Origin of the sequence: Bacillus cereus group sp. BfR-BA-01430 (assembly GCF_022663115.1) — a bacterium.
In the GTDB taxonomy this organism is placed as follows: domain Bacteria; phylum Bacillota; class Bacilli; order Bacillales; family Bacillaceae_G; genus Bacillus_A; species Bacillus_A cereus_BD.
Genome location: NZ_JAKUEW010000024.1, coordinates 1 through 20,634 on the forward strand (window position 1 = coordinate 1; position 20,634 = coordinate 20,634).

Below are 20,634 nucleotides of genomic sequence, written 5' to 3' on the forward strand. Positions count from 1 at the left end.
CCGCCAGCGTTCATCCTGAGCCAGGATCAAACTCTCCAATAAAGTTTGTCTAGCATCATAAATAAAAATTGACGTTTCACGTTGTTTGTTTCGTTCAGTTTTCAAAGAACTAAAAGCGGGTGAAGAGAATCGAACTCTCGACCAGAGCTTGGAAGGCTCTTGTTTTACCACTAAACTACACCCGCGTGGTCGGGAAGACAGGATTTGAACCTGCGACCCCCTGGTCCCAAACCAGGTGCTCTACCAAGCTGAGCCACTTCCCGTTAATGGCGCGCCCGAGAGGAGTCGAACCCCTAACCTCTTGATCCGTAGTCAAACGCTCTATCCAATTGAGCTACGGGCGCTTATTTATAATGTTTTTTCATCACCATCTCTTGGCGACTTAATTATCTTACCATAACACATTTTCAATTGCAAGTACTTTTTTATTTTTCTTTGGTGCGGCCGAGAGGACTTGAACCTCCACGGGGTTTCCCCCACTAGGCCCTCAACCTAGCGCGTCTGCCATTCCGCCACGACCGCATATGCGGGTGAAGGGAGTCGAACCCCCACGCCAAAGGCGCCAGATCCTAAGTCTGGTGCGTCTGCCAATTCCGCCACACCCGCGGAAATAAAAAAGAGTGAGCCATGAAGGACTCGAACCTTCGACCCTCTGATTAAAAGTCAGATGCTCTACCAACTGAGCTAATGGCTCGCAAATGGCTGGGCTAGCTGGATTCGAACCAGCGCATGACGGAGTCAAAGTCCGTTGCCTTACCGCTTGGCTATAGCCCATCAAAATGTTTTTTTGTGACGCAAAATATTATATCATAGTAACCAATAAAAAACAACTGCTACTAGCAGAAGTGAAAATGGCGGTCCCGACCGGGGTCGAACCGGCGATCTCCTGCGTGACAGGCAGGCATGTTAACCACTACACCACGGGACCATTTAAACTTAATCTACTTATTTCTATATGAAATATGGTGGAGGATGACGGGATCGAACCGCCGACCCCCTGCTTGTAAGGCAGGTGCTCTCCCAGCTGAGCTAATCCTCCAAAAGTGGTGACCCGTACGGGATTCGAACCCGTGTTACCGCCGTGAAAGGGCGGTGTCTTAACCACTTGACCAACGGGCCAATAGAAATGGCAGAGAAGAAGGGATTCGAACCCTCGCGCCGCGTTAGCGACCTACTCCCTTAGCAGGGGAGCCCCTTGAGCCTCTTGGGTACTTCTCTGTATGGCTCCGCAGGTAGGACTCGAACCTACGACCGATCGGTTAACAGCCGATAGCTCTACCACTGAGCTACTGCGGAATAAAGACAATTTGTATCTTATAAAAATTCACGTTGTAAGTCAAGATGTTTTTTACATTTTGTCCAAACGTGACATGTTTATAATATACTGGATTGCTTTTTAACTGTCAAGGCGTTTTTCAATTTGTTTTAATTTCCCCTTACACCTTCCGCACACATATTTTTTTATATTCATTTGACGCCTGCGCACATATTGAAATGAACAATCCGTACATTCATATACATACGTTCTCTCTCCTTTATTTGATACAGGTATTCTCTTACAAAATCGAGGTGCATCCACTTTTTCTAATAGTTGACGAAAGTCACGATCCCTATGCTGATATCCTTTTCCTTCAATATGCAAATGATAATGACATAGTTCATGCTTAATGATTCCAATCAATTCTTCTTCCCCATATAATTTGTAGTAATGATAATTCAGTTCTATATTGTGGCTTTTTAATACATATCGCCCGCCTGTTGTGCGTAATCGCATATTAAATGTCGCTCTATGTAAAAATGGCTTTTCAAAATATCGTAATGATATTTCTTCTACAAGTCTTTGAATTTCTTTGTCATTCACCTTTATTCCTCCTAAATGAAAAATAAATTTACACTTTTCTCGCTTTTGATACATATATTAAATAGTACATATACCCATCCTCATACAAAAGGAAAACCTTCTATAATAATGAAACTTTAATCAGCAGGGGGGTTCTTCATCCCCACCTGATTATACCTTCACCAATCGGGCTGTTACTGCCCTAAAATAACGGGATAACTAATAGAAGTCTCTTCCCCAAACTCTTATAGGGAGTTTCTAACACGACACATCTATATACTTTTTCATCTTTGTAAACAAGGAAACTACTTATTTGAGTAGGATAAAACAAGGAGGGATACGCGTGCCCACATGGCTTCGAAAACAAATGCAGCGTGCATATTTTGAAAAAAACCGGTATCAAATTAAACTTTTAAATGAATGCTGGTTTTATTATAGCAACACAAGTCAAAATTCAACTGCACTTCCACGTTCCTAACGAATACTTATTTTTTTATCACGCAAACTACCATAAAGAAAAGAGAGCAATCTTTTCTGCTCTCTTTTCTTTCTTACTCGATAGGCAACATGGATAAAGCTACACGTCCCTTTTTCATATCCACATCGTCTACCCATACCTTTACAATTTGTCCAACCGACACAACATCTAATGGATGCTTTACAAACTGCTTACTTAACTTAGAAATATGTACCAACCCATCTTGCTTCACACCAATATCTATAAAAGCACCGAAATCGACAACGTTTCGAACAGTCCCTTCCAATTCCATACCGCGCTTTAAATCTTCTAGTTTCAAAATACCCTTTTTAAGCAGCGGTTTCGGTAATTCATCACGCAAGTCTCGTTCAGGGCTAATTAAAGCATCTATAATATCCATTAAAGTAGGTTCACCAATATTCGTTTCTGAAGATAATTCCGAAACGTCTACTCCTTCTAAACGTTTTTGTAGTTCTGGTGTTCCTACATCTTGAATTGCTAACCCTATTTTGTTTAATAACAATTCAACATTCTTATACTGTTCAGGGTGAATACTTGTTCGATCTAATGGGTTTTCCCCTTCTAATATCCGTAAGAACCCGATACATTGTTCATATGTTTTCGCACCTAATCGCGGTATATTCTTAAGCTCTGCACGATTTGTAAATTTCCCATTCTCTTCGCGTTTCACAACAATATTTTTCGCAACTGTTTTTGATAATCCTGATACATATTGTAATAGTGGCACCGAAGCTGTATTTACATTCACCCCAACTTGGTTAACAGCTGTTTCCACTACAAATGTTAATGATTCGTTCAATTTCTTTTGCGATACATCATGTTGATATTGCCCAACTCCAACTGATTTTGGATCTATCTTTACCAATTCAGCAAGCGGATCTTGTAAACGACGACCAATTGAAACTGCACTTCTCTCTTCAACTTGTAAATTTGGAAATTCTTCACGTGCTAAATCAGAAGCTGAATATACACTAGCTCCCGCCTCATTGACAATCATGTAAAATACATCTTGTTTGACATCTTGCAAGACATCCACAATAAATTCTTCTGTTTCCCTTGAAGCTGTTCCATTTCCAATTGCAATCATTTGTACTTCATACTGATTTATAATAGAAAGAACTTTCTGTTTTGCATCATCGTACTTTTTCACAGGTGGATGTGGATAAATGACATCAATATGCAGTACCTTTCCTGTATCATCGACTACTGCCAATTTACAACCTGTTCTATATGCAGGGTCTACCGCCAATACAACTTTCCCCTTCATAGGTGGCTGCAATAATAAGTTACGTAAATTCTCAGCAAAAATATGAATCGCTTGCTCTTCTGCTGCTTCTGTTAATTCCTTACGAATTTCCCTTTCAATCGACGGCTGAATTAAACGTTTATATCCATCTTCAAGCGCTAATTGTACATACATGGCACTTTTTGAAGATTCATCACAAATCACTTTCTTATGTAAAAAACGAATCACTTCTTCTACAGGCGGAACAATAGAAACTTTTAATATCTCTTCTTTTTCACCACGATTTATAGCTAGCACACGATGTGGTACGATTTTTTGAATCGGTTCTTCATAACTGTAATACATCTCATATATGTTCTTTTCATCTTTTTCTTCATCTTTCACAGAAGAAGAAATCATCCCTTTTTTAAAAGTAATATTTCGAATCCAAGTGCGATAGGAAGCATTATCTGAAATCACTTCGGCAATAATGTCCTGCGCTCCTTGTAATGCGTCCTCTGCCGAGTCCACTTTTTTCTCAGTATTTATAAAAGACTTCGCTTTTAATAGCGGCTCCTCTTTTGAAAATAGCAATAACCATTCCGCTAACGGCTCTAATCCTTTTTCCTTCGCTATCGTTGCTTTTGTTCTTCTCTTTTCTTTATAAGGACGGTATAAGTCCTCTACTTCCTGCAATTTTGTTGCAGCAATAATCTGTTGACGCAACTCTGCTGTCAATTTACCCTTTTCATCGATTAGACGAATCACTTCTTCTTTTCGATCTTCCAGTTGCATGACATACTGCCATCTATCTAAGATTGCCCGAATCTGCACTTCATCTAAAGAACCTGTCCATTCTTTTCGGTAACGAGCAATAAATGGAACTGTGTTACCCTCTTCTGTTAATTGAATCACATGACGAATTTGTTTTTCAGTAAAGCCTAATTCTTTTACTAACATTTTCATTAACACTTGACGATTATCTACCATTTCCATATACAATCGAAACCTCCTCTAATAAAAAAAGTTGCCCCTACAAAGAGCAACTTAAACTGCCGATTTAAAAATCTATTAGTCCTAAACTAATTTGTAAAGCCTCATCTACACGAATCATCATCACTTCATCTAAATGTGTGATTTTATCCGTTAAGCGTTGCTTATCGATTGTTCGAATCTGCTCGAGCAAGATCACAGAATCCCTCTCAAATCCGTACTTCTTCGCATCAATCTCCACATGCGTGGGCAATTTTGCTTTCTGAATCTGTGCAGTAATCGCTGCTACAATCACAGTCGGACTAAAACGATTTCCGATGTCATTTTGAATGACAAGAACCGGACGAACGCCTCCTTGCTCAGAACCAACAACTGGGGAAAGGTCTGCAAAATACACGTCGCCGCGTTTTACAATCAAAATATTACCCCCCGCTTACTAAGCGTTCTACTGTATGAGCTGCTTCATACTCTGCTAAGAAAGCTTCAGATGCAATACCAAGATTAATTTTTCCCATTTCAATGTACCCACGTCGCATTGATTCATGTTGGTAGCGTTTTTTCGTCTTATGTTGACGCAATAACAGTTGTGTTGCCTGGCAAATTAGTTCATGGCGATTCTTATTCTCTTGTTTTCCAATCCCGTCCAATTCCGTCACCACTTGCTTTGGCAACCGAACCACGATTTCAGTAGTTACACTTGATTCGGACACAAAAATACACCTCCACCGTCAACTACACACTCAAATATATATGACACCTATTGTAATAATACCATTGTATGGAGCCTGTTGCAAAGACTTCCTTATTCCTTGCTTATGTTTTCCAATTCACAAACAAAACATTCATTCTCTTTTATTTTTTCCTTTTCTAATTTCAACATCATATAATACCTTTATGCCTACGAGCTAATCTTAAATACTTCTTTTATATATCATTCAAATAGTTGATTACTTCTACTACTTTCCCATTTCGAATGAATATACGTGGTACACGAAAACTAATCGTTGTTATAATCTCATAATGAATCGTATTTGTGTACTCCGCAATGTCTGCTGCACGAATATATTCACTCCCTTGTTTGCCAATAAGTGTGACTTTTGTACCAAGAGGAACTTTACAAGGAAGACGTAACATCAACTGGTCCATTGTAACTCTACCTACAATCGGAACTCGCTTTCCATTTACAAGCACTTTAAATCCTTGTAATCTTCTAAGCCAGCCATCCGCATAACCAATCGGTATAGTAGCAATCCACTCCTCCGTCCTCGTCCGGTACGTAACACCATAGCTAACCCCATCTCCTTTCATAACTTGCTTTATATGCGCAATAGTTGAATGAAGAGAAAGGGCAGGTTCTAATTTTATTGGTAAAAAAGGGCTTATTTCCATAGATGGTGTTAACCCATACATTGCAATTCCAATCCGAACAGCATTAAATGTAATTCCATGGAATCTCAAAGTAGCTGCACTATTTGCTGTATGAACAAGCTTTGGACTGACGCCAAGCTTTTCTAACCAACTCATTTGCTCTAAAAATGTATTGTATTGTTTGTCAAAGTACGATGTCTCTACTTCGTCCGCTGTTGCAAAATGTGTATAAACTCCTTCAAACTCTAGAAATGGAGCATTTTCTAAACTTCGTAAAAACGTTTCTAATTCCCCGTACTCACGAATTCCAATTCGCCCCATGCCACTATCAAAGTTAAGATGAAATTTCATTGGAACTGGACTATTCCAAAGTTTTATCGCTTCTTCCACCCATTCTTTTTGAAACACAGTTAATGTAACATCATGTTCCGCAGCTACATTTACATCGCGTGGCGCTGAGGGACCTAATACTAAAATAGGTGCTGTAATACCTGCACGCCGAAGGATCAAAGCTTCATCTAAAAACGCAACTGCTAATCTTGTCGCTCCGGCCTCTAGGGCCGTTTTGGCTACTGGTACATAGTCATGTCCATACGCATTCCCTTTTACTACAGCAAAAATCTCTACATCATCTCGGATTAATTCTTTCATGCGCATAACATTGTTATAAATTGCATCCAAGTCTACTTCAACCCACGTATCACGGTAAAACGATAATTCTTCCATAAAAAAACACACTTCCTTATATAAGATATACGAAGCTTATTCTTTTATATGCAACTTTTCATGAAATCCATTCCTTGAAGCAAGAAAAAAACGTGGTGTATATATCACCACGTCTAAAAAAGGTCATTTCACCTGCTTTTCTGTAACAGAACGAGCAACCATTAACAACTCTTCTTGTTTTAAACCTTTAGACACAAGCATATATTCCACTCCGTTATGAGACCATGTTAAAGAGTCCTTTGTTAACGCGCCAATTGTAAAACCTAGGTCAACTAACTCTCCACTTACATGAATTGGCGACGAAGCCTCCGCAACTTTTGCCTTTTCTTGTATTAAAGTAAAGGATTTCTTATCTCCAGTGTATGTGAGAATCGCACGCTTGCCACTGTCTGTCTTTAACTCTTTCTCTTCTTTTAAAACAACACCTTGTGGGGTATCGCGCGGATATAAAATAGCAAATGACTTATCTTCTTTCACGGTTGTTTGTACATCCATTTGTGCTCTTGACATATTTTGTTTCATATCAAAAGCACCTTTATCAAATTTCGCATCAAATTTCACCTTTGAGAAGTCGACTTTCACAAGAACATTTTGATCGTTATCCATTAGTTTTACTGAAACAGGTGTTAAATCACTCTTATTCAATTTTATTTCCTGCTGCGGCAACATGTTTTGATGATGATAATTCGTTTTTGTCTTAAATACATAGTATTTATCGGTCTTTTTAAATGAGAGATTCTTCTTATCCTTTAAGATGTCTCTTACAAGCGACTCATATAAATAAGCTTGACTACTATTTTGTGGCCAATCACTTTGGAAGCGAAAACTTTTATTAAGAGATGGTGTTAACACAAACACACCTTCATTATTTCTTAAAATAATTTGACTTTGATCTTTCTTCGCATTTTTCAAATTCACACGATAATAAGCAGGCTCTTTGTGCCAAACTTCTACTTTGTACTCTTGCGGTTCATTCCCTGTCTTAATAGACAATGTCGCTTCAGCCTGGTAGCTCTTCATCCCTTTCACTTTCGCTTCTAAATCCCGCACGACATCTTCCTGTTTCTTCTCCATGCAACCCGTTAGCACAAAAACGGTCAATAAACCGACAATCACTAAAAATAGCTGCCTTTTCATCATTTCAGCCCCTTTGCCCCATAAATAAATGGAAGATATTTCTTCCCTATCGCTACCTCAAATATATGAGACAAAGTTTCAAAATATGCAGACTAGCATGACGAGCTTTCTAAAACAACTTGAGCAACTGCGAATTCTCTACTATGGCTAATTGATAGATGGACAATATATTCCGTATTTGTGAAAAGTACTGGTTTCCCTTTTGGATCATTTTTTATTTCAATATCTAAAAAACTCACTTCTTTTCCAATACCTGTTCCAACAGCTTTAGAATACGCCTCTTTCGCTGCAAATCTTCCTGCTACAAATTCTACAAGACGCTTCCCCTTTAACTTAGCAGCAACGTTGCGTTCTGTTTCAGTCAAAATCCGCTCCATAAAATGCAATTTTCCATTTATCATCTTTTCAATTCGATTTAACTCAATAATGTCTATCCCAATACCTAGAATCATCCTAACAATCCCCTTCTTCTATTTGTCTCTCTTCATTCATATTGTAAGAATAACAGAGAATCTTTTCGATGCAAAAGGTGGGATTATAAAATGCCAAGAATATTGCCGTATATACGAGTCAGCTCACAACCCGTCACCTTCTCTTTACTCTTCTTACAAGTTCTTATGATGCTATTAGGACATTTTTTCTTCTCTACTTTAGCCGCCTACAATGAATTCATATCAAAAGGAGAATGGTGGCGATTTATAACTTCCCTTTTTCTTCACGTCGACTTCCAGCATTTTCTTTCAAATATGATTTGTTTACTTATTCTCGGCCTTTCAATTGAAAAATACTTAGGCAGCATCGCTTTTTCTATTATTTTTTTCACCGCTGGTATTAGCGGTAATATTCTCTCTTACCTCGTTATGTCCATTACATATACCCATGCCGGGGCATCAGGTAGCATATTCGGTCTACTCGGCGCACAACTTTTCATTTTTTACAGCCGCTATCGCGATATAAATGGAAAGGAACTCATGTTATTTTTTTCAATTCTATTTATCCTTCTTCTCTTTACTTTCTTTAATTCTTCTTCCAATCCGATCAGCCATTTAACCGGCCTCTTAATCGGGGGTATTGGGGCACCTTTTTTACAAAATAAACATTGATGTAGAACTTATAAGATGGAAAAGCTCTCATTATAGCATCATATATGCACAAAAAAGAGGATGATTCAAAAATCATCCTCTTTTTATTAAGCTTGTGGCTTACGGCTATGATGTTTTCTTTCACCGCGTCCATTTGAAGATCCAGAGCGACCTTCGCCTTTACGACCACGGTTGCGATTACCGTCACGATTACGATCGCGATTACGGCCATCACGGTCACGACTACGGTTACGGTTACCATCACGGTATCCACCGCTTCGTTTCTTAGCACCACGTGAAACTACAGGCGGTTCTGATGTTAAAGAGATCGGCGTTGTATCCGGCTCTTTTGTCATCATTTTTAAAGCAGCTGCTACAACCGCTACAGAATCATTTTCTTCTAACATTTCTTCTGCAATACGTTTGTAGTATGATAAATTATCATTTTCAATTGTGCTTTGTAGTTTTTCCGCAATAAGACGTTGTTGTCCTTCTAATGCTTCATCAAGTGTTGGTGCTTTCATACGATCCATTTTACGCTTTGTTGTACGCTCGATATTTTTCAATTGTCCCATTTCACGCGGTGTTACAAATAACATCGCAAGACCTGTTTTACCAGCACGTCCCGTACGGCCAATACGGTGAACGTATGATTCTGGATCTTGTGGAATATCGAAGTTGTATACGTGCGTTACACCTGAAATATCAAGACCACGTGCTGCTACATCTGTTGCAACAAGAACTTCAATAGAACCTTCTTTAAATTTACGAAGTACAGACATACGTTTCGCTTGTGTTAAATCACCATGAATACCTTCCGCTGCATAACCACGTAAGTTTAATGCTTCTGATAATTCATCAACACGTCGCTTTGTACGACCAAATACAATTGCAAGTTCTGGAGATTGAATATCTAATAAGCGTGTTAATACGTCAAATTTTTTCTTTTCTTGTACTTCTAAATAGAACTGCTGGATATTCGGCATTGTTACTTCTTTTGCTTTTACTTTAATATGCTGAGGCTCAGTCATGAAACGTTCAGCAATGCGACGAATCGGCTCTGGCATTGTCGCTGAGAATAATAGCGTTTGATGCGTTTCTGGCACATCTGTTAAAATCGCCTCAATATCTTCAATAAAGCCCATGTTTAGCATTTCATCCGCTTCATCAAGAACAACTGTTTCTACATTTTGTAAACGAAGTGTTTTACGATTGATATGATCTAAAATACGTCCTGGCGTACCAACAATAATGTGTGGACGTTTTTTTAGTGCACGAATTTGACGGTTAATATCTTGGCCACCATAGATTGGTAAAATACGAACGCGCTTATGTTGACCAATTTTGTAAAGTTCTTCACCTACTTGAATTGCTAATTCACGTGTTGGCGCGATAACAATCCCTTGAACCATTTCTTTATTTGTATCCACTTTTTCTAATAGTGGTAATCCGAATGCAGCTGTTTTCCCTGTACCTGTTTGCGCTTGCCCAATAATGTCTTTACCTTGCAATGCATGTGGAATTGTTTCAGCTTGAATTGGCGTAGCCTCTTCAAAGCCCATTTTTTCAACAGATTGCAGTAAAGAATCGCTTAATCCTAATTCTCGAAATGTTGTCAATGTTACTTCTCCTTTTCTTATCCTATTACTTATCATTTAAAAAAAGGCTTTTTCCGTGTTTGCGGAAAAGCCCTTTTCCTGAATGCTCACGTATATAAACGGGCGTATATTCGTCACGAAAATACTTCTAAACGTTATTACACTTTATCAATTATAAGTTTTGTATGTGTAAAAAGCAAACCCCAACTGTTACCTTATTTCATAATATAGGGCTTTTTTCTTCACTTTCTCTTTTTAATTTTCACTGTAAGCGCTTATTATAAGTTTCCGCTATTTTTGTGATGAACATTCCTATTTATATACACCAATTATTTCAACATTGTAATGATTTCTTCCATTTTCATACCGCGAGATGCTTTCACCAACACTACGTCTTCCATATTTACGACAGCTTTTAGATCTTTTACTAATTCTTCCTTATTGTCATACGCCTTCACACGTTCATTTGGAAAATTAATTTTTGCTCCTTCAGCAATTTGAGCTCCTAATCTACCATATGTGAAGACATAAGAAATTCGTGCAGGATCAATGAGCTTACCTACCTCATAATGAAATTGTACTTCTTGGTCTCCAAGTTCTAACATATCACCAAGAACAACAATCTTTTTAGCAAACCCATCTAAACCGTTCATTAAATGAAAAGCAGCTTCCATTGCAGTTGGACTTGCATTGTACGCATCATTAATAATTGTTAATCCGCTATTTGTTTTTACAACTTCCATACGCATTCCTGTCATTTGAAGCGTCACTAGACCTTGTTTCATTTCTTCCCATGTCACACCAAAGTATTTCGCAATTGCCATGGATGCAAGTGCATTATATACATTATGCTTCCCAAGAACGGGCAAATAGAACAATACAGTTTCATCTCGGTTCATTGTAAAATGCGTTCCAGTTGCTTGTAATGTCACAGAAGTTGGATAATAATCATTCGCTCTAGCATCGCCAAATGTAATCGTATCTACCGCTAAATTCATTTTCGGTACACGATTTGTTAATAAAGGCTCATCCCCGTTATATACAAATACTCCACCTTCTTGTAATCCAGTAACAATCTCAAGCTTCGCTTCTGCAATTGCATCTCGAGAACCTAAATCCATCAAATGAGCTTCTCCAATGTTTGTAATAATCGCGGCATTCGGACGAGCTAGCTTAGATAAAAATTCAATTTCTCCTCTACTAGACATTCCCATTTCTAAAACAGCAATTTCTGTATCCTCTTCCAAATTCAAAATCGTAAGAGGCAGACCGATATGATTGTTAAAATTACCTTCTGTTTTTTGGACTTTAAATTTAGTCGCAAGAAGACTCGTCACAATATCTTTTGTAGATGTCTTACCATTACTTCCTGTTACCCCAACAACTTTTACATTCAATTGATCACGATAGTTTTTAGCTAACATTTGCAATGCTTCCAATGTATCTTCTACAAAAATAACTGGCATATTCGTCGGTGGATTTTGTACATCTCTTTTCCAAAGTGTAGCTACAGCACCGCTCTCTATTGCTTTTTCTACAAATGAATGACCATCGAAACGTTCACCTTGAATCGGCACATATATATTCCCTTTTTCAATTTTCCGTGTATCAATTGAAACACCTTGTGCAGTCATATCAAAATATTTCTCTGCTAAGCCTGTTCCATTTACCATTTGCTCGATTTGCTTTAACGTTCGTTTTATCATATGAAACACTCCTTACATAGAGGAAGCACTATTCTTATGAATAGTGCCTCCTCCTTTTTTTGTTAGATTGTATATTTAATTTTTTGTTTTTCCTTGTGACGCTCAATTGCTAAACGAATTAATTCTTCAATTAACTCCGGATATGGCAATCCCGTATGTTGCCATAATAATGGGAACATACTAAATGGTGTAAATCCTGGCATTGTATTTACTTCATTAATATAAACTTCGCCATCTTTTGTTAAGAAGAAGTCAGCTCTCGTTAAGCCCGCACCATCTAAAGCTTGGAATGCACGAATCGCATCTCGCTGAATTATAGCTGTTTCTTCTTCTGTAATTTCAGCAGGGATAATTAATGCTGTATCACCATCAATATATTTTGATTTATAATCATAGAATTCTTTCTTAGGTACAATCTCACCTACAACAGAACATTTCGGATCATCATTTCCTAAAACGCCCACTTCCACTTCACGACCGATAATATTTTCTTCTACAATAATTTTACGGTCAAATTGGAACGCTTCCTCAAATGCTTTCTCTAATTCTTCACGATCTTTACATTTATTAATACCAACGCTTGATCCAAGGTTTGCTGGTTTTACAAAGCATGGATATCCTAACGCTTCTTCTACTTTTTCATAAGCTTCTTCACGATTTTTCTCCCATACACTTCGAACGAAAGATGTATATTTTGCTTGATTTAATCCAGCTTCTGCAAAAATATTTTTCATCACAACTTTATCCATACCAGCAGCTGATGCCAACACGCCATTTCCAACGTATGGTATGTTCATTAATTCTAATAGTCCTTGTACTGTTCCATCTTCACCGTTTGGCCCGTGTAGCAATGGGAAAATAACATCAATTGCTTCCTCTTGCTTAGAAGCAGGTGCAGGGATAATTTCTGTACTTAGTGATACCGGAGAAATTGCATTCACTTCTCCACTCATTTGTAAAGCTTCCACACTTGTTACTTCGCCTTCAATGCGTTCCCCACGCATCCATTGGCCTTGCTCTGTAATATAAATTGGATGAATCTCGAATTTTTCTTGATTTAATGCTTTAATAGCAGCTAGAGCTGTTTGTAATGAAACTTGATGCTCTGCTGATTTTCCACCATATAATAAACCTAATTTAATTTTCGTCAATGAAATCACCCTAACCAATTGTTTTCATTTTTCTATTTTAGCACTTTTTATAAAAATAGGTAGTTCTATTTGAAATAAAATGAAACTTCCACAAACAACAGAAAAGCACCGTTTATTGGTTTCTCTATTGGAAGTATATAATTTTCTTGATGATCTAGAAAAACATCCTTTAAAGTAAGATTATGAAAGCATCTAGTTATGTACCTAAAATATGAAAAACTCATCCCTTTTGTGTATGTCACCTATTCATTATAAAGATTGCTTTACTACATTTTCCTTTTGCTTCTTTTCAACAAGATGATCTAATGATATGTATACAAGACCTGCTACTATACACCCTATCCCTAAAATTGTAAATAATAAGTGTCCTAATAAACGGTCAAGTAACACACCTCCTAAAAGAGGGCCAAACGCATTCCCTGTAATCCATTGTAAACTTGCCGCACCCATATATGTCCCGCGTAAATGTTCCGGTGCCAAATTAGCAACAAATGTCATTTGTACAGGGGACATAATCATCTCTCCTAATGTGTATATAGCATATATAATTAGCAATGTGATGAAGAGAACTGTGGCATTGGCTCCAAAGCTGCCAAACCACTTTGGTACCCATCCTATAAAAAACAAACCAAATCCAAATAACCACGCACCATATAACATCGTCTTCCCAACTGGCTTATCTGTTGCCCATTTAGAAATTTGAAATTGAAATAAAACAACTAACAGACCATTTAAAGCCATTAAATATGGATACGGATTATTTTTCCCAAATATATCTTTCATTTCATTATCAAAATGAAGCGGGAGCATTCCCTCCGTTTGAGAAAATCCCATTGAAATAATAATTCCTGCCAATAAATAAATCATTAAAACTCTATCTTTTAAAACAACTTTCCAAACAGAACCTCTTTGCTTGCTTTCACTCTTTGCCTGACCAACCTGAGCTTTCGGCATTGTTTCACGAATTAATATGAAGACAAGCAATGTATAAAACAACATAGTAGATGCTGCAATAATAAACACAAGGTCTTTTGATAGTACAACGACCAATGACCCTAGAATCGGTCCAATTGCTGCACCAATATTATGTCCCATCCGCAATAAACCATATGCTTCTGTTCTTTTTTCAGGTGCAGTAACATCGGCTACCATCGCAGATGCCGCTGGATGAAATAACGAGTTACTAAATCCTAAAAGAGTAGATAATATAGCGTAAGGAATAAATCCTTCTATAAATAAAAAGCCGAGCATCAAGAGCGCATTACTAGCCATCGAAAAAATCATAATAGGCTTTCTTCCATATATATCAGCAATTCTTCCCCCTATAAGAGAACCGACACTCGCTGCGACAGGAGAAAGCGCCATAATAATTCCTACCTGAAATAAGGAATCTACACGATCTTTTAAGTACAATGCAAAAAACGGCATCAACATCATCATCGCAATTCCATTTAACGTTTCTCCTATAAATCGAATCCATACATTACGATCCATCCCTCTCAACTCACGCCATGTTTCCTTCATATTTTTCCCCCTTCATTTAGCCATTTATTATGTTATACCAATTACAGAAAAATGTAAATTTTCAAAACAAAAATTCCGTTATTATGAAAAACACACGTCGCTCACCATTTCCTACATCGTATGTAGCGCATAAATATTACAACATTACATCTCAACTAATCAAAAGGAAACAAACATTATATCTCTATATCTTTTTTTGGTTATTTTTGCTATTCTATACATTGTCGATTCCAAAAAGAAAGAGCATGTTCATTTTTTGAACATGCTTTTTCTTCTATTTAACTGTATAAGAATTTTTTTCAATCCAACTATACATATACTTTTCATCTTCTATTTCATGCGCTTGTTTTACAATGCGCAATGGACGGAATGTATCAATCATAACCGCTAATTCAATTGTTTCCTTTTTCCCTAAACTCGCTTCTGTTTTTCCCGGATGCGGTCCATGAGGAATTCCACTTGGATGGAGTGTAATAGATCCCTCTTCTACACCCTTCCTACTCATAAAGTTTCCTTCTACATAATACAGAACCTCATCACTATTCACGTTACTATGATAATATGGTGCTGGAATAGCCTTAGGATGGTAATCATATAAACGAGGTACAAAAGAACAAATAACAAAGTTATGCCCTTCAAATGTTTGATGAACTGGTGGTGGTTGATGAATGCGGCCTGTAATAGGTTCAAAATCCTCAATATTAAAGACCCATGGATATAAATATCCGTCCCAACCAACGACATCTAACGGATGATGACCTAAAACATGCTTATGCATAGATCCACGTGATTTTGTCATAACGACAAATTCACCCTTTTCATCATATGTCTCCAGTTTCTCTGGACCGCGAATATCTCTCTCGCAGAAAGGACTATGTTCTAATAACTGACCATACTCATTCCGATAACGACGCGGTGTTGTAATTTGACTATTCGCCTCTACAACAAGAAACTTAGATTCACCTTCGTCTGGAATTATTCGATATATTGTACCGATTGGAATCGTTATATAATCTCCTTTTCGATAATGAATCGTTCCAAACATCGTTTCGATTTTTCCAGTTCCATGATGGATAAATAACATCTCATCTCCATCACCATTACGGTAAAAATAATCCATTTTTTCCGTCGGATGTACGACGCCAATTAACAAATCTTCATTTCCTAATATAAAGTTCCTCCCACTTATTGCATCGCCTTTCTTTTGATTCTCCTTCGTACGAAAATGACGATGCGAAAGCGCCCCCTCTTCTTCATACTGTAATTGACAAGAATACGCTAATGTAGCGTGCTCTACTTCCGTCGGCATATAGTGATGATATAAAATGGATTGTGTTCCCGAAAAACCTTTTGTTCCCATTACTTGTTCACGGTAAAGTGATCCATCTTTTTTACGAAATTGTACATGTCTTTTATGGGGAAGTTCTCCCATGTGACGATAATACATGGTCATCACCTGCTTTCGTTTCTTTTTTAACTATATTACGCAGTGTACCTAATCCTGTAATTTCAAGTTCTACCACATCGCCATCTTGTAGCCACTGCTCCGTCCCTAATTCTAAAATGCATCCAGTCCCTACTGTTCCAGAACCTATTACATCTCCAGGGTATAACGTAACGTTTTCAGAGGCACGTTCAATCATTTCTGCAAACGTATAATAAATATCTTGAAAATTCCCTTTGGATAAGAGATTTCCATTTACACGGGCGGTCATTTCCAAGTTATAACGATCCTGTAATCGATATGTGTCCAGCTCATCTTTTGTAACAAGATAAGCACCTAATGAAGTGGCAAAATCTTTTCCTTTTGCTGGTCCAAGCCCAACTTTCATCTCTTTTGCTTGTAAATCCCTTGCACTCCAATCATTCATAATACAATAACCAAAAATATACTCTTCCGCTTGTTCACGTGGAATATCTCTACCTTCTTTCCCTATAACACAAGCAATTTCTAATTCATAATCAAGCTTCTTCGTATTCTTCGGTCCAATAACAACATGTTCTGGACCAATTACAGCACGGTGATTCGTAAAATAAAAAACCGCAATATCATACCATTCAGGAACGACATCTAAACCGCGACGTCCACGAGCTGTTTTGACATGCTGTTCAAATGCATAGAAATCGCGTATACTGCTCGGATTCGGAAGTGCAGCACAAAGTTTTACATGTTCTAACGGGTATATACCACTTGTCGGCTTTTGAATACGACGTGCAATCTCTAAGTGCTCATCAGCTTTCTCTAAAAAAGCCAGCATTGTAGAAGGAAGTACGCCACCACTTGCTATATTCATATCAATCACTTGATCGCCTTCTAACCACCCTGCTCGCATCTCTTGTGAAGGAAGACGAAACGTAACAAATTTCATCAATACTCCTCCTTGCTTATCATCAAATAACGTATCCACCAGCAGTCCGATTTCTTACTGGTGGATACACATTTTATAGGTTTCCGCGACGTTCTTGCTCTCTTTCAATTGATTCAAATAACGCCTTAAAGTTCCCTTCTCCGAATCCACGAGAGCCTTTACGCTGGATAATTTCAATAAATAATGTTGGACGATCTACAATCGGTTTTGTAAAAATTTGTAGTAAGTATCCTTCATCATCACGGTCTACTAAAATCTTAAGCTCTTTTAATCTTTCAACTTCCTCATCGATTTCTCCAACACGTGCAGTTAATTCTTCATAATACGTATCTGGTGTGTCTAGAAATTCAACTCCATTGGCACGAAGCGCTTCAACTGTTTTGACAATATCATTTGTCAACAATGCAAGATGCTGTACACCCTCACCATTGTAAAACTCTAAGTATTCTTGTATTTGCGACTTTCGTTTTCCCTCTGCAGGTTCATTAATTGGGAATTTAATACGGCTTCCATTTGTCATAACTTTTGACATCAACGCAGAATATTCCGTACTAATATCTTCATCATCAAAATGAATCATTTGTTTAAAGCCCATAACATTTTCGTAATAGCTAACCCATTCTTCCATTTTCTCAACGTTACCGACAACATGATCAACAGCAATTAAACCTGATTCTTCTGACGGAACTTCGAACTCAGCTTTTTCATAGCCAGGCATAAATGTTCCTTTATAGTTTTTACGCTCTATAAGCGTATGAATTGTATCCCCATACGTACCAATTACTGCTTTTTTTAATGCTCCATGCTCATCTGTTAACTCTTCTGGAGGAGAAATTGCAACAGCACCTCGTTTCACAGCTTCTGAGTATGCTTTCTCGACATCGTCAACAAGTAACGCAACATCTTTTACCCCGTCTCCATGAAGTTTTACAAATTCCGCGATACGGTTATCACTATTTAACGCTCCAGACACAACAAAGCGCATATTTTTTTGTACAAGAACATAAGATACCTTTTCGCGGTTTCCTGTCTCTAATCCAGAATAAGCTACAATTTTGAAGCCAAATGCTCTCGCGAGATAATAACTTGCCTGCTTTGCATTTCCTACATAAAATTCTACATGGTCTACATCACGTACTGGGAAAAAATCCTCCATTTGTGTAGTCAAAGCATCCATAGATTTTTGTTTCATAACTTTCTCATCCCCCTGTAAATGAATTGAATATGACATACTTAAAACCATTCGAAAATTCTTCTAGGTACTAACAGCAAATTAGTTAGCAAGCTAACAAATTTCTGACTTTTTAAATTTTCTATTTTTTCTGTCAAATTCCTCTTTTTTTCTCCCATATAAAATTCGACTTTTTTCTATGTAAAAGTTAGCTTATTTCCAACAAAGAAACAAAACACCCAAAAATAAAAAAAGCTCTAACATATTAATTATTGATAATATGTTAGAGCTTTTATCTTGTTAGAATAATGGTTCGAATCAAATATGAAAAATTCTTTCTATTTCTATTCATCATACTAATACATTTGCAAGGAATACGATTAACATTGTTAACACGGCTGCTCCGCTTGCTGTTCCTAAAAGATCCATCTTTGTTACTTGTAATACTTGTTCCATATTCCTCATTCTCCCTTCCTTTTATTTATATATGAAGCATAAAACTTCTATTATACGAAAACACTTGAAAGAAATACGATTAGCGCTGTTAATACTGCTGCTCCACCTGCTGATCCTAAGAAATCCATCTTTGTTACTTGTAATGCTTCTTTGTTTTCCATATTGTTTATGCTCCCTTCATTTTGCATATGTATTTCAATTCTTACGCTAAAACGTTAGCTAAAAATATGATGAATGCTGTTAATGCTGCTGCCCCGCTTGCTGATCCTAAAAAATCCATTTTCGTTACTTGTAACACTTGCTCTTTGTTCATATTTTCCCTCTCCTTTTATATGTATCTCTATATCATTTTAAAGAAATGATTGATTCATAGTTTTCATCTTATCGTTACAATGATTTGTTTTATGTAACCTTTGTAACAATAATGTAACATAACTTCTCTTCATCCGCAATATCATTTGCAAAATTCATGACGTTTTTTTTACAAGATAATAAAAAATATATACTCATATCCTTTTATATAAGGATTTCTGTCGTTTTATCGTTTGTAACGCGAATGTAACATTTGTATTACATTCATAAAAATAAGCGTATGAAAGTGAACCTTTATCACCCCCCACCGATTATGAGCCTTCGCCAGTCAAGCTGTTACGGGATAAACAAATGATAACGATCCTTTCCTATCTCTCCTTAAAATAGATTACTTCCTGACTTCTACTTTTTATCTCAAAGTTGATATATTTCCTCAACATAACTATGTATAATAAAAGCAAAGAGGTGGTCATTTTGAAATTAATCGCATTAGATATGGATGGTACACTTTTATCATCTAATCTTGAAATCTCCAAAGAAAACTTACAAGCAATTCATGCTGCACAAGAAGCTGGACATATTATAATGATTTGTTCTGGCCGTGCAAAGGAAGATGCTTTAAAGGTATTGGAAGAATATAAGTTATCACTTCCAGTTGGAGCAAGCAATGGGGCAATTGTATATGTGGATGGAAACGTAATTAATTCTCGCTGTTTACAAAATGATAAAGTATACAAGCTTGCAAAATTACTAGAATCTGAAGGTTTTCCATATAAATTATATACAAATCAAGGAGTCTATGCTCCTTATAATTGGAATGAACAAGTCATGCGTACATTTGAGGAAAATAAGCATGAACTTGACGTTACAATAGAAGAATTAGAAAGAATTACAGAGAAACAAAAAAAATCGAACCTAATTACTGATTTTCAAAAAATCGAAGATGTTATAAGTAACGCAGACTTAGAAATATCTAAATTCTTTATTTTAACTTTCCATGCCGGACACCGCTCGGCACTACTACAAACTTTACAAAAAGATAAAGAGATTATGGTTACAGCGTCGGCACCAACAAACTTGGAAATTATGGATAAAGACGGACATAAAGGAAATGGACTACGAGAAATGGCGGCACATTTCAACATTCCGCTTAGAGATACCGTGGCAATCGGTGATAACTTTAACGATGTGCCAATGCTTGAACTAGCAGGTCTATCTGTCGCAATGGGAAATGCCGAAGAAGATGTAAAGAAACTATGTGATGTAGTGACATTAACAAATGATGAACATGGCGTTGCATACGCAATTAAACAATATGTATTAAAACAACCATCATCCAACAAGTGATAAAAAGGCTCTTTCACCATTTGAACTGTACCCCGAATCGTGGACACTTAAAAAAAGTCCATAATTCGGGGTTTTTGTGTATTTTTATAAGCAAACCTCGTTATAATGGATACAACGATATAAGTGAGGT

20 protein-coding genes and 12 tRNA genes are annotated in these 20,634 nt (G+C 37.2%); 3 read left to right on the forward strand and 29 right to left on the reverse strand.

Going from position 1 to position 20,634, the window contains the following annotated elements; genetic code table 11:
• Window positions 1–114: 114 nt before the first annotated feature.
• The 13 genes from MR058_RS21680 to MR058_RS21740 all read right to left on the reverse strand — a co-directional run bounded on the left by MR058_RS21680 (window position 115) and on the right by MR058_RS21740 (window position 1,861).
• A tRNA-Gly gene (locus MR058_RS21680) sits at window positions 115–185 on the reverse strand.
• Between the two features lies 1 nt (window position 186).
• Window positions 187–263, reverse strand: a tRNA-Pro gene (locus MR058_RS21685).
• A 4-nt stretch (window positions 264–267) separates the two neighbouring features.
• A tRNA-Arg gene (locus MR058_RS21690) sits at window positions 268–344 on the reverse strand.
• Window positions 345–436: 92 nt separating this feature from the next.
• Window positions 437–522, reverse strand: a tRNA-Leu gene (locus MR058_RS21695).
• A gap of 3 nt (window positions 523–525) precedes the next feature.
• A tRNA-Leu gene (locus MR058_RS21700) sits at window positions 526–606 on the reverse strand.
• A gap of 15 nt (window positions 607–621) precedes the next feature.
• A tRNA-Lys gene (locus tag MR058_RS21705) sits at window positions 622–694 on the reverse strand.
• 5 nt (window positions 695–699) lie between these two features.
• Window positions 700–774: transfer RNA gene (locus MR058_RS21710), tRNA-Gln, on the reverse strand.
• Window positions 775–852: 78 nt separating this feature from the next.
• Window positions 853–928 (reverse strand) — tRNA-Asp (locus MR058_RS21715).
• Window positions 929–963: 35 nt separating this feature from the next.
• A tRNA-Val gene (locus tag MR058_RS21720) sits at window positions 964–1,039 on the reverse strand.
• 5 nt (window positions 1,040–1,044) lie between these two features.
• Window positions 1,045–1,119: transfer RNA gene (locus tag MR058_RS21725), tRNA-Glu, on the reverse strand.
• 8 nt (window positions 1,120–1,127) lie between these two features.
• Window positions 1,128–1,218 (reverse strand) — tRNA-Ser (locus MR058_RS21730).
• Between the two features lie 3 nt (window positions 1,219–1,221).
• Window positions 1,222–1,296, reverse strand: a tRNA-Asn gene (locus MR058_RS21735).
• Window positions 1,297–1,396: 100 nt separating this feature from the next.
• Window positions 1,397–1,861 carry a SprT family protein gene (locus MR058_RS21740; RefSeq protein WP_242145802.1) on the reverse strand — a complete coding sequence of 155 codons (465 nt, stop codon included), beginning with the start codon at window positions 1,859–1,861 and terminating at the stop codon, window positions 1,397–1,399.
• A gap of 322 nt (window positions 1,862–2,183) precedes the next feature.
• Between MR058_RS21740 and cmpA the strand changes: the two genes are divergently transcribed.
• Window positions 2,184–2,318: a cortex morphogenetic protein CmpA gene (gene cmpA / locus MR058_RS21745; RefSeq protein ID WP_087094358.1), complete on the forward strand. Its 135-nt coding sequence runs from the start codon at window positions 2,184–2,186 to the stop codon at window positions 2,316–2,318.
• 73 nt (window positions 2,319–2,391) lie between these two features.
• On the opposite strand, the gene MR058_RS21750 is transcribed toward cmpA, so the two are convergent.
• The 6 genes from MR058_RS21750 to acpS all read right to left on the reverse strand — a co-directional run bounded on the left by MR058_RS21750 (window position 2,392) and on the right by acpS (window position 8,240).
• Window positions 2,392–4,560 carry a Tex family protein gene (locus MR058_RS21750; RefSeq protein WP_242145803.1) on the reverse strand — a complete coding sequence of 723 codons (2,169 nt, stop codon included), beginning with the start codon at window positions 4,558–4,560 and terminating at the stop codon, window positions 2,392–2,394.
• Window positions 4,561–4,624: 64 nt separating this feature from the next.
• Entirely contained in the window at window positions 4,625–4,975 is a 351-nt protein-coding gene (gene ndoA, locus MR058_RS21755; protein ID WP_000635963.1) for a type II toxin-antitoxin system endoribonuclease NdoA, read from the reverse strand.
• 4 nt (window positions 4,976–4,979) lie between these two features.
• A complete protein-coding gene (locus MR058_RS21760; RefSeq protein WP_000004571.1) occupies window positions 4,980–5,267 on the reverse strand; it encodes an antitoxin EndoAI in 288 nt (95 codons plus the stop codon).
• Between the two features lie 214 nt (window positions 5,268–5,481).
• Window positions 5,482–6,651 (reverse strand): alanine racemase, encoded by a 1,170-nt coding sequence (gene alr, locus MR058_RS21765; protein WP_242145804.1) that lies wholly within the window; start codon window positions 6,649–6,651, stop codon window positions 5,482–5,484.
• A gap of 123 nt (window positions 6,652–6,774) precedes the next feature.
• Entirely contained in the window at window positions 6,775–7,725 is a 951-nt protein-coding gene (locus tag MR058_RS21770; RefSeq protein WP_242145818.1) for a LolA family protein, read from the reverse strand.
• Between the two features lie 155 nt (window positions 7,726–7,880).
• A complete protein-coding gene (acpS, locus tag MR058_RS21775; protein WP_242145805.1) occupies window positions 7,881–8,240 on the reverse strand; it encodes a holo-ACP synthase in 360 nt (119 codons plus the stop codon).
• Window positions 8,241–8,330: 90 nt separating this feature from the next.
• Between acpS and MR058_RS21780 the strand changes: the two genes are divergently transcribed.
• Complete coding sequence (locus MR058_RS21780) at window positions 8,331–8,891, forward strand: rhomboid family intramembrane serine protease (RefSeq protein WP_242145806.1); 561 nt, start codon at window positions 8,331–8,333, stop codon at window positions 8,889–8,891.
• An 86-nt stretch (window positions 8,892–8,977) separates the two neighbouring features.
• Here the strand turns inward: MR058_RS21780 and cshA are convergent, their stop codons facing one another.
• From cshA to MR058_RS21830, 10 genes are all read right to left on the reverse strand, one after another.
• The gene (gene cshA / locus MR058_RS21785; protein ID WP_277926666.1) at window positions 8,978–10,489 is read right to left on the reverse strand and encodes a degradosome RNA helicase CshA; all 1,512 of its coding nucleotides are present in this window, start codon (window positions 10,487–10,489) and stop codon (window positions 8,978–8,980) included.
• Between the two features lie 308 nt (window positions 10,490–10,797).
• On the reverse strand, window positions 10,798–12,174 hold the full coding sequence (locus MR058_RS21790) for a UDP-N-acetylmuramoyl-tripeptide--D-alanyl-D-alanine ligase (protein WP_242145808.1): 1,377 nt from the start codon (window positions 12,172–12,174) through the stop codon (window positions 10,798–10,800).
• Between the two features lie 62 nt (window positions 12,175–12,236).
• Window positions 12,237–13,325 carry a D-alanine--D-alanine ligase gene (locus MR058_RS21795; RefSeq protein ID WP_242145809.1) on the reverse strand — a complete coding sequence of 363 codons (1,089 nt, stop codon included), beginning with the start codon at window positions 13,323–13,325 and terminating at the stop codon, window positions 12,237–12,239.
• Between the two features lie 249 nt (window positions 13,326–13,574).
• Window positions 13,575–14,849 carry an MDR family MFS transporter gene (locus MR058_RS21800; RefSeq protein ID WP_242145810.1) on the reverse strand — a complete coding sequence of 425 codons (1,275 nt, stop codon included), beginning with the start codon at window positions 14,847–14,849 and terminating at the stop codon, window positions 13,575–13,577.
• Between the two features lie 274 nt (window positions 14,850–15,123).
• Window positions 15,124–16,296 (reverse strand): homogentisate 1,2-dioxygenase, encoded by a 1,173-nt coding sequence (locus MR058_RS21805; protein WP_242145811.1) that lies wholly within the window; start codon window positions 16,294–16,296, stop codon window positions 15,124–15,126.
• Window positions 16,262–17,218, reverse strand: coding sequence for a fumarylacetoacetate hydrolase family protein (locus MR058_RS21810; RefSeq protein ID WP_242145812.1), 957 nt, complete (start codon window positions 17,216–17,218; stop codon window positions 16,262–16,264). Before MR058_RS21810 ends, MR058_RS21805 begins: the two co-directional genes overlap by 35 nt.
• Window positions 17,219–17,291: 73 nt before the next feature.
• Complete coding sequence (gene hppD / locus MR058_RS21815) at window positions 17,292–18,410, reverse strand: 4-hydroxyphenylpyruvate dioxygenase (protein WP_242145813.1); 1,119 nt, start codon at window positions 18,408–18,410, stop codon at window positions 17,292–17,294.
• 330 nt (window positions 18,411–18,740) lie between these two features.
• Window positions 18,741–18,854 (reverse strand): DUF3948 family protein, encoded by a 114-nt coding sequence (locus MR058_RS21820; RefSeq protein ID WP_242145814.1) that lies wholly within the window; start codon window positions 18,852–18,854, stop codon window positions 18,741–18,743.
• 41 nt (window positions 18,855–18,895) lie between these two features.
• Complete coding sequence (locus MR058_RS21825; protein WP_242145815.1) at window positions 18,896–19,006, reverse strand: DUF3948 family protein; 111 nt, start codon at window positions 19,004–19,006, stop codon at window positions 18,896–18,898.
• 41 nt (window positions 19,007–19,047) lie between these two features.
• Window positions 19,048–19,158: a DUF3948 family protein gene (locus tag MR058_RS21830; RefSeq protein ID WP_242145816.1), complete on the reverse strand. Its 111-nt coding sequence runs from the start codon at window positions 19,156–19,158 to the stop codon at window positions 19,048–19,050.
• Between the two features lie 473 nt (window positions 19,159–19,631).
• On the opposite strand from MR058_RS21830, the gene MR058_RS21835 reads away from it, so the two are divergent.
• Window positions 19,632–20,504 carry a Cof-type HAD-IIB family hydrolase gene (locus MR058_RS21835; RefSeq protein ID WP_242145817.1) on the forward strand — a complete coding sequence of 291 codons (873 nt, stop codon included), beginning with the start codon at window positions 19,632–19,634 and terminating at the stop codon, window positions 20,502–20,504.
• Window positions 20,505–20,634 lie beyond the last annotated feature (130 nt).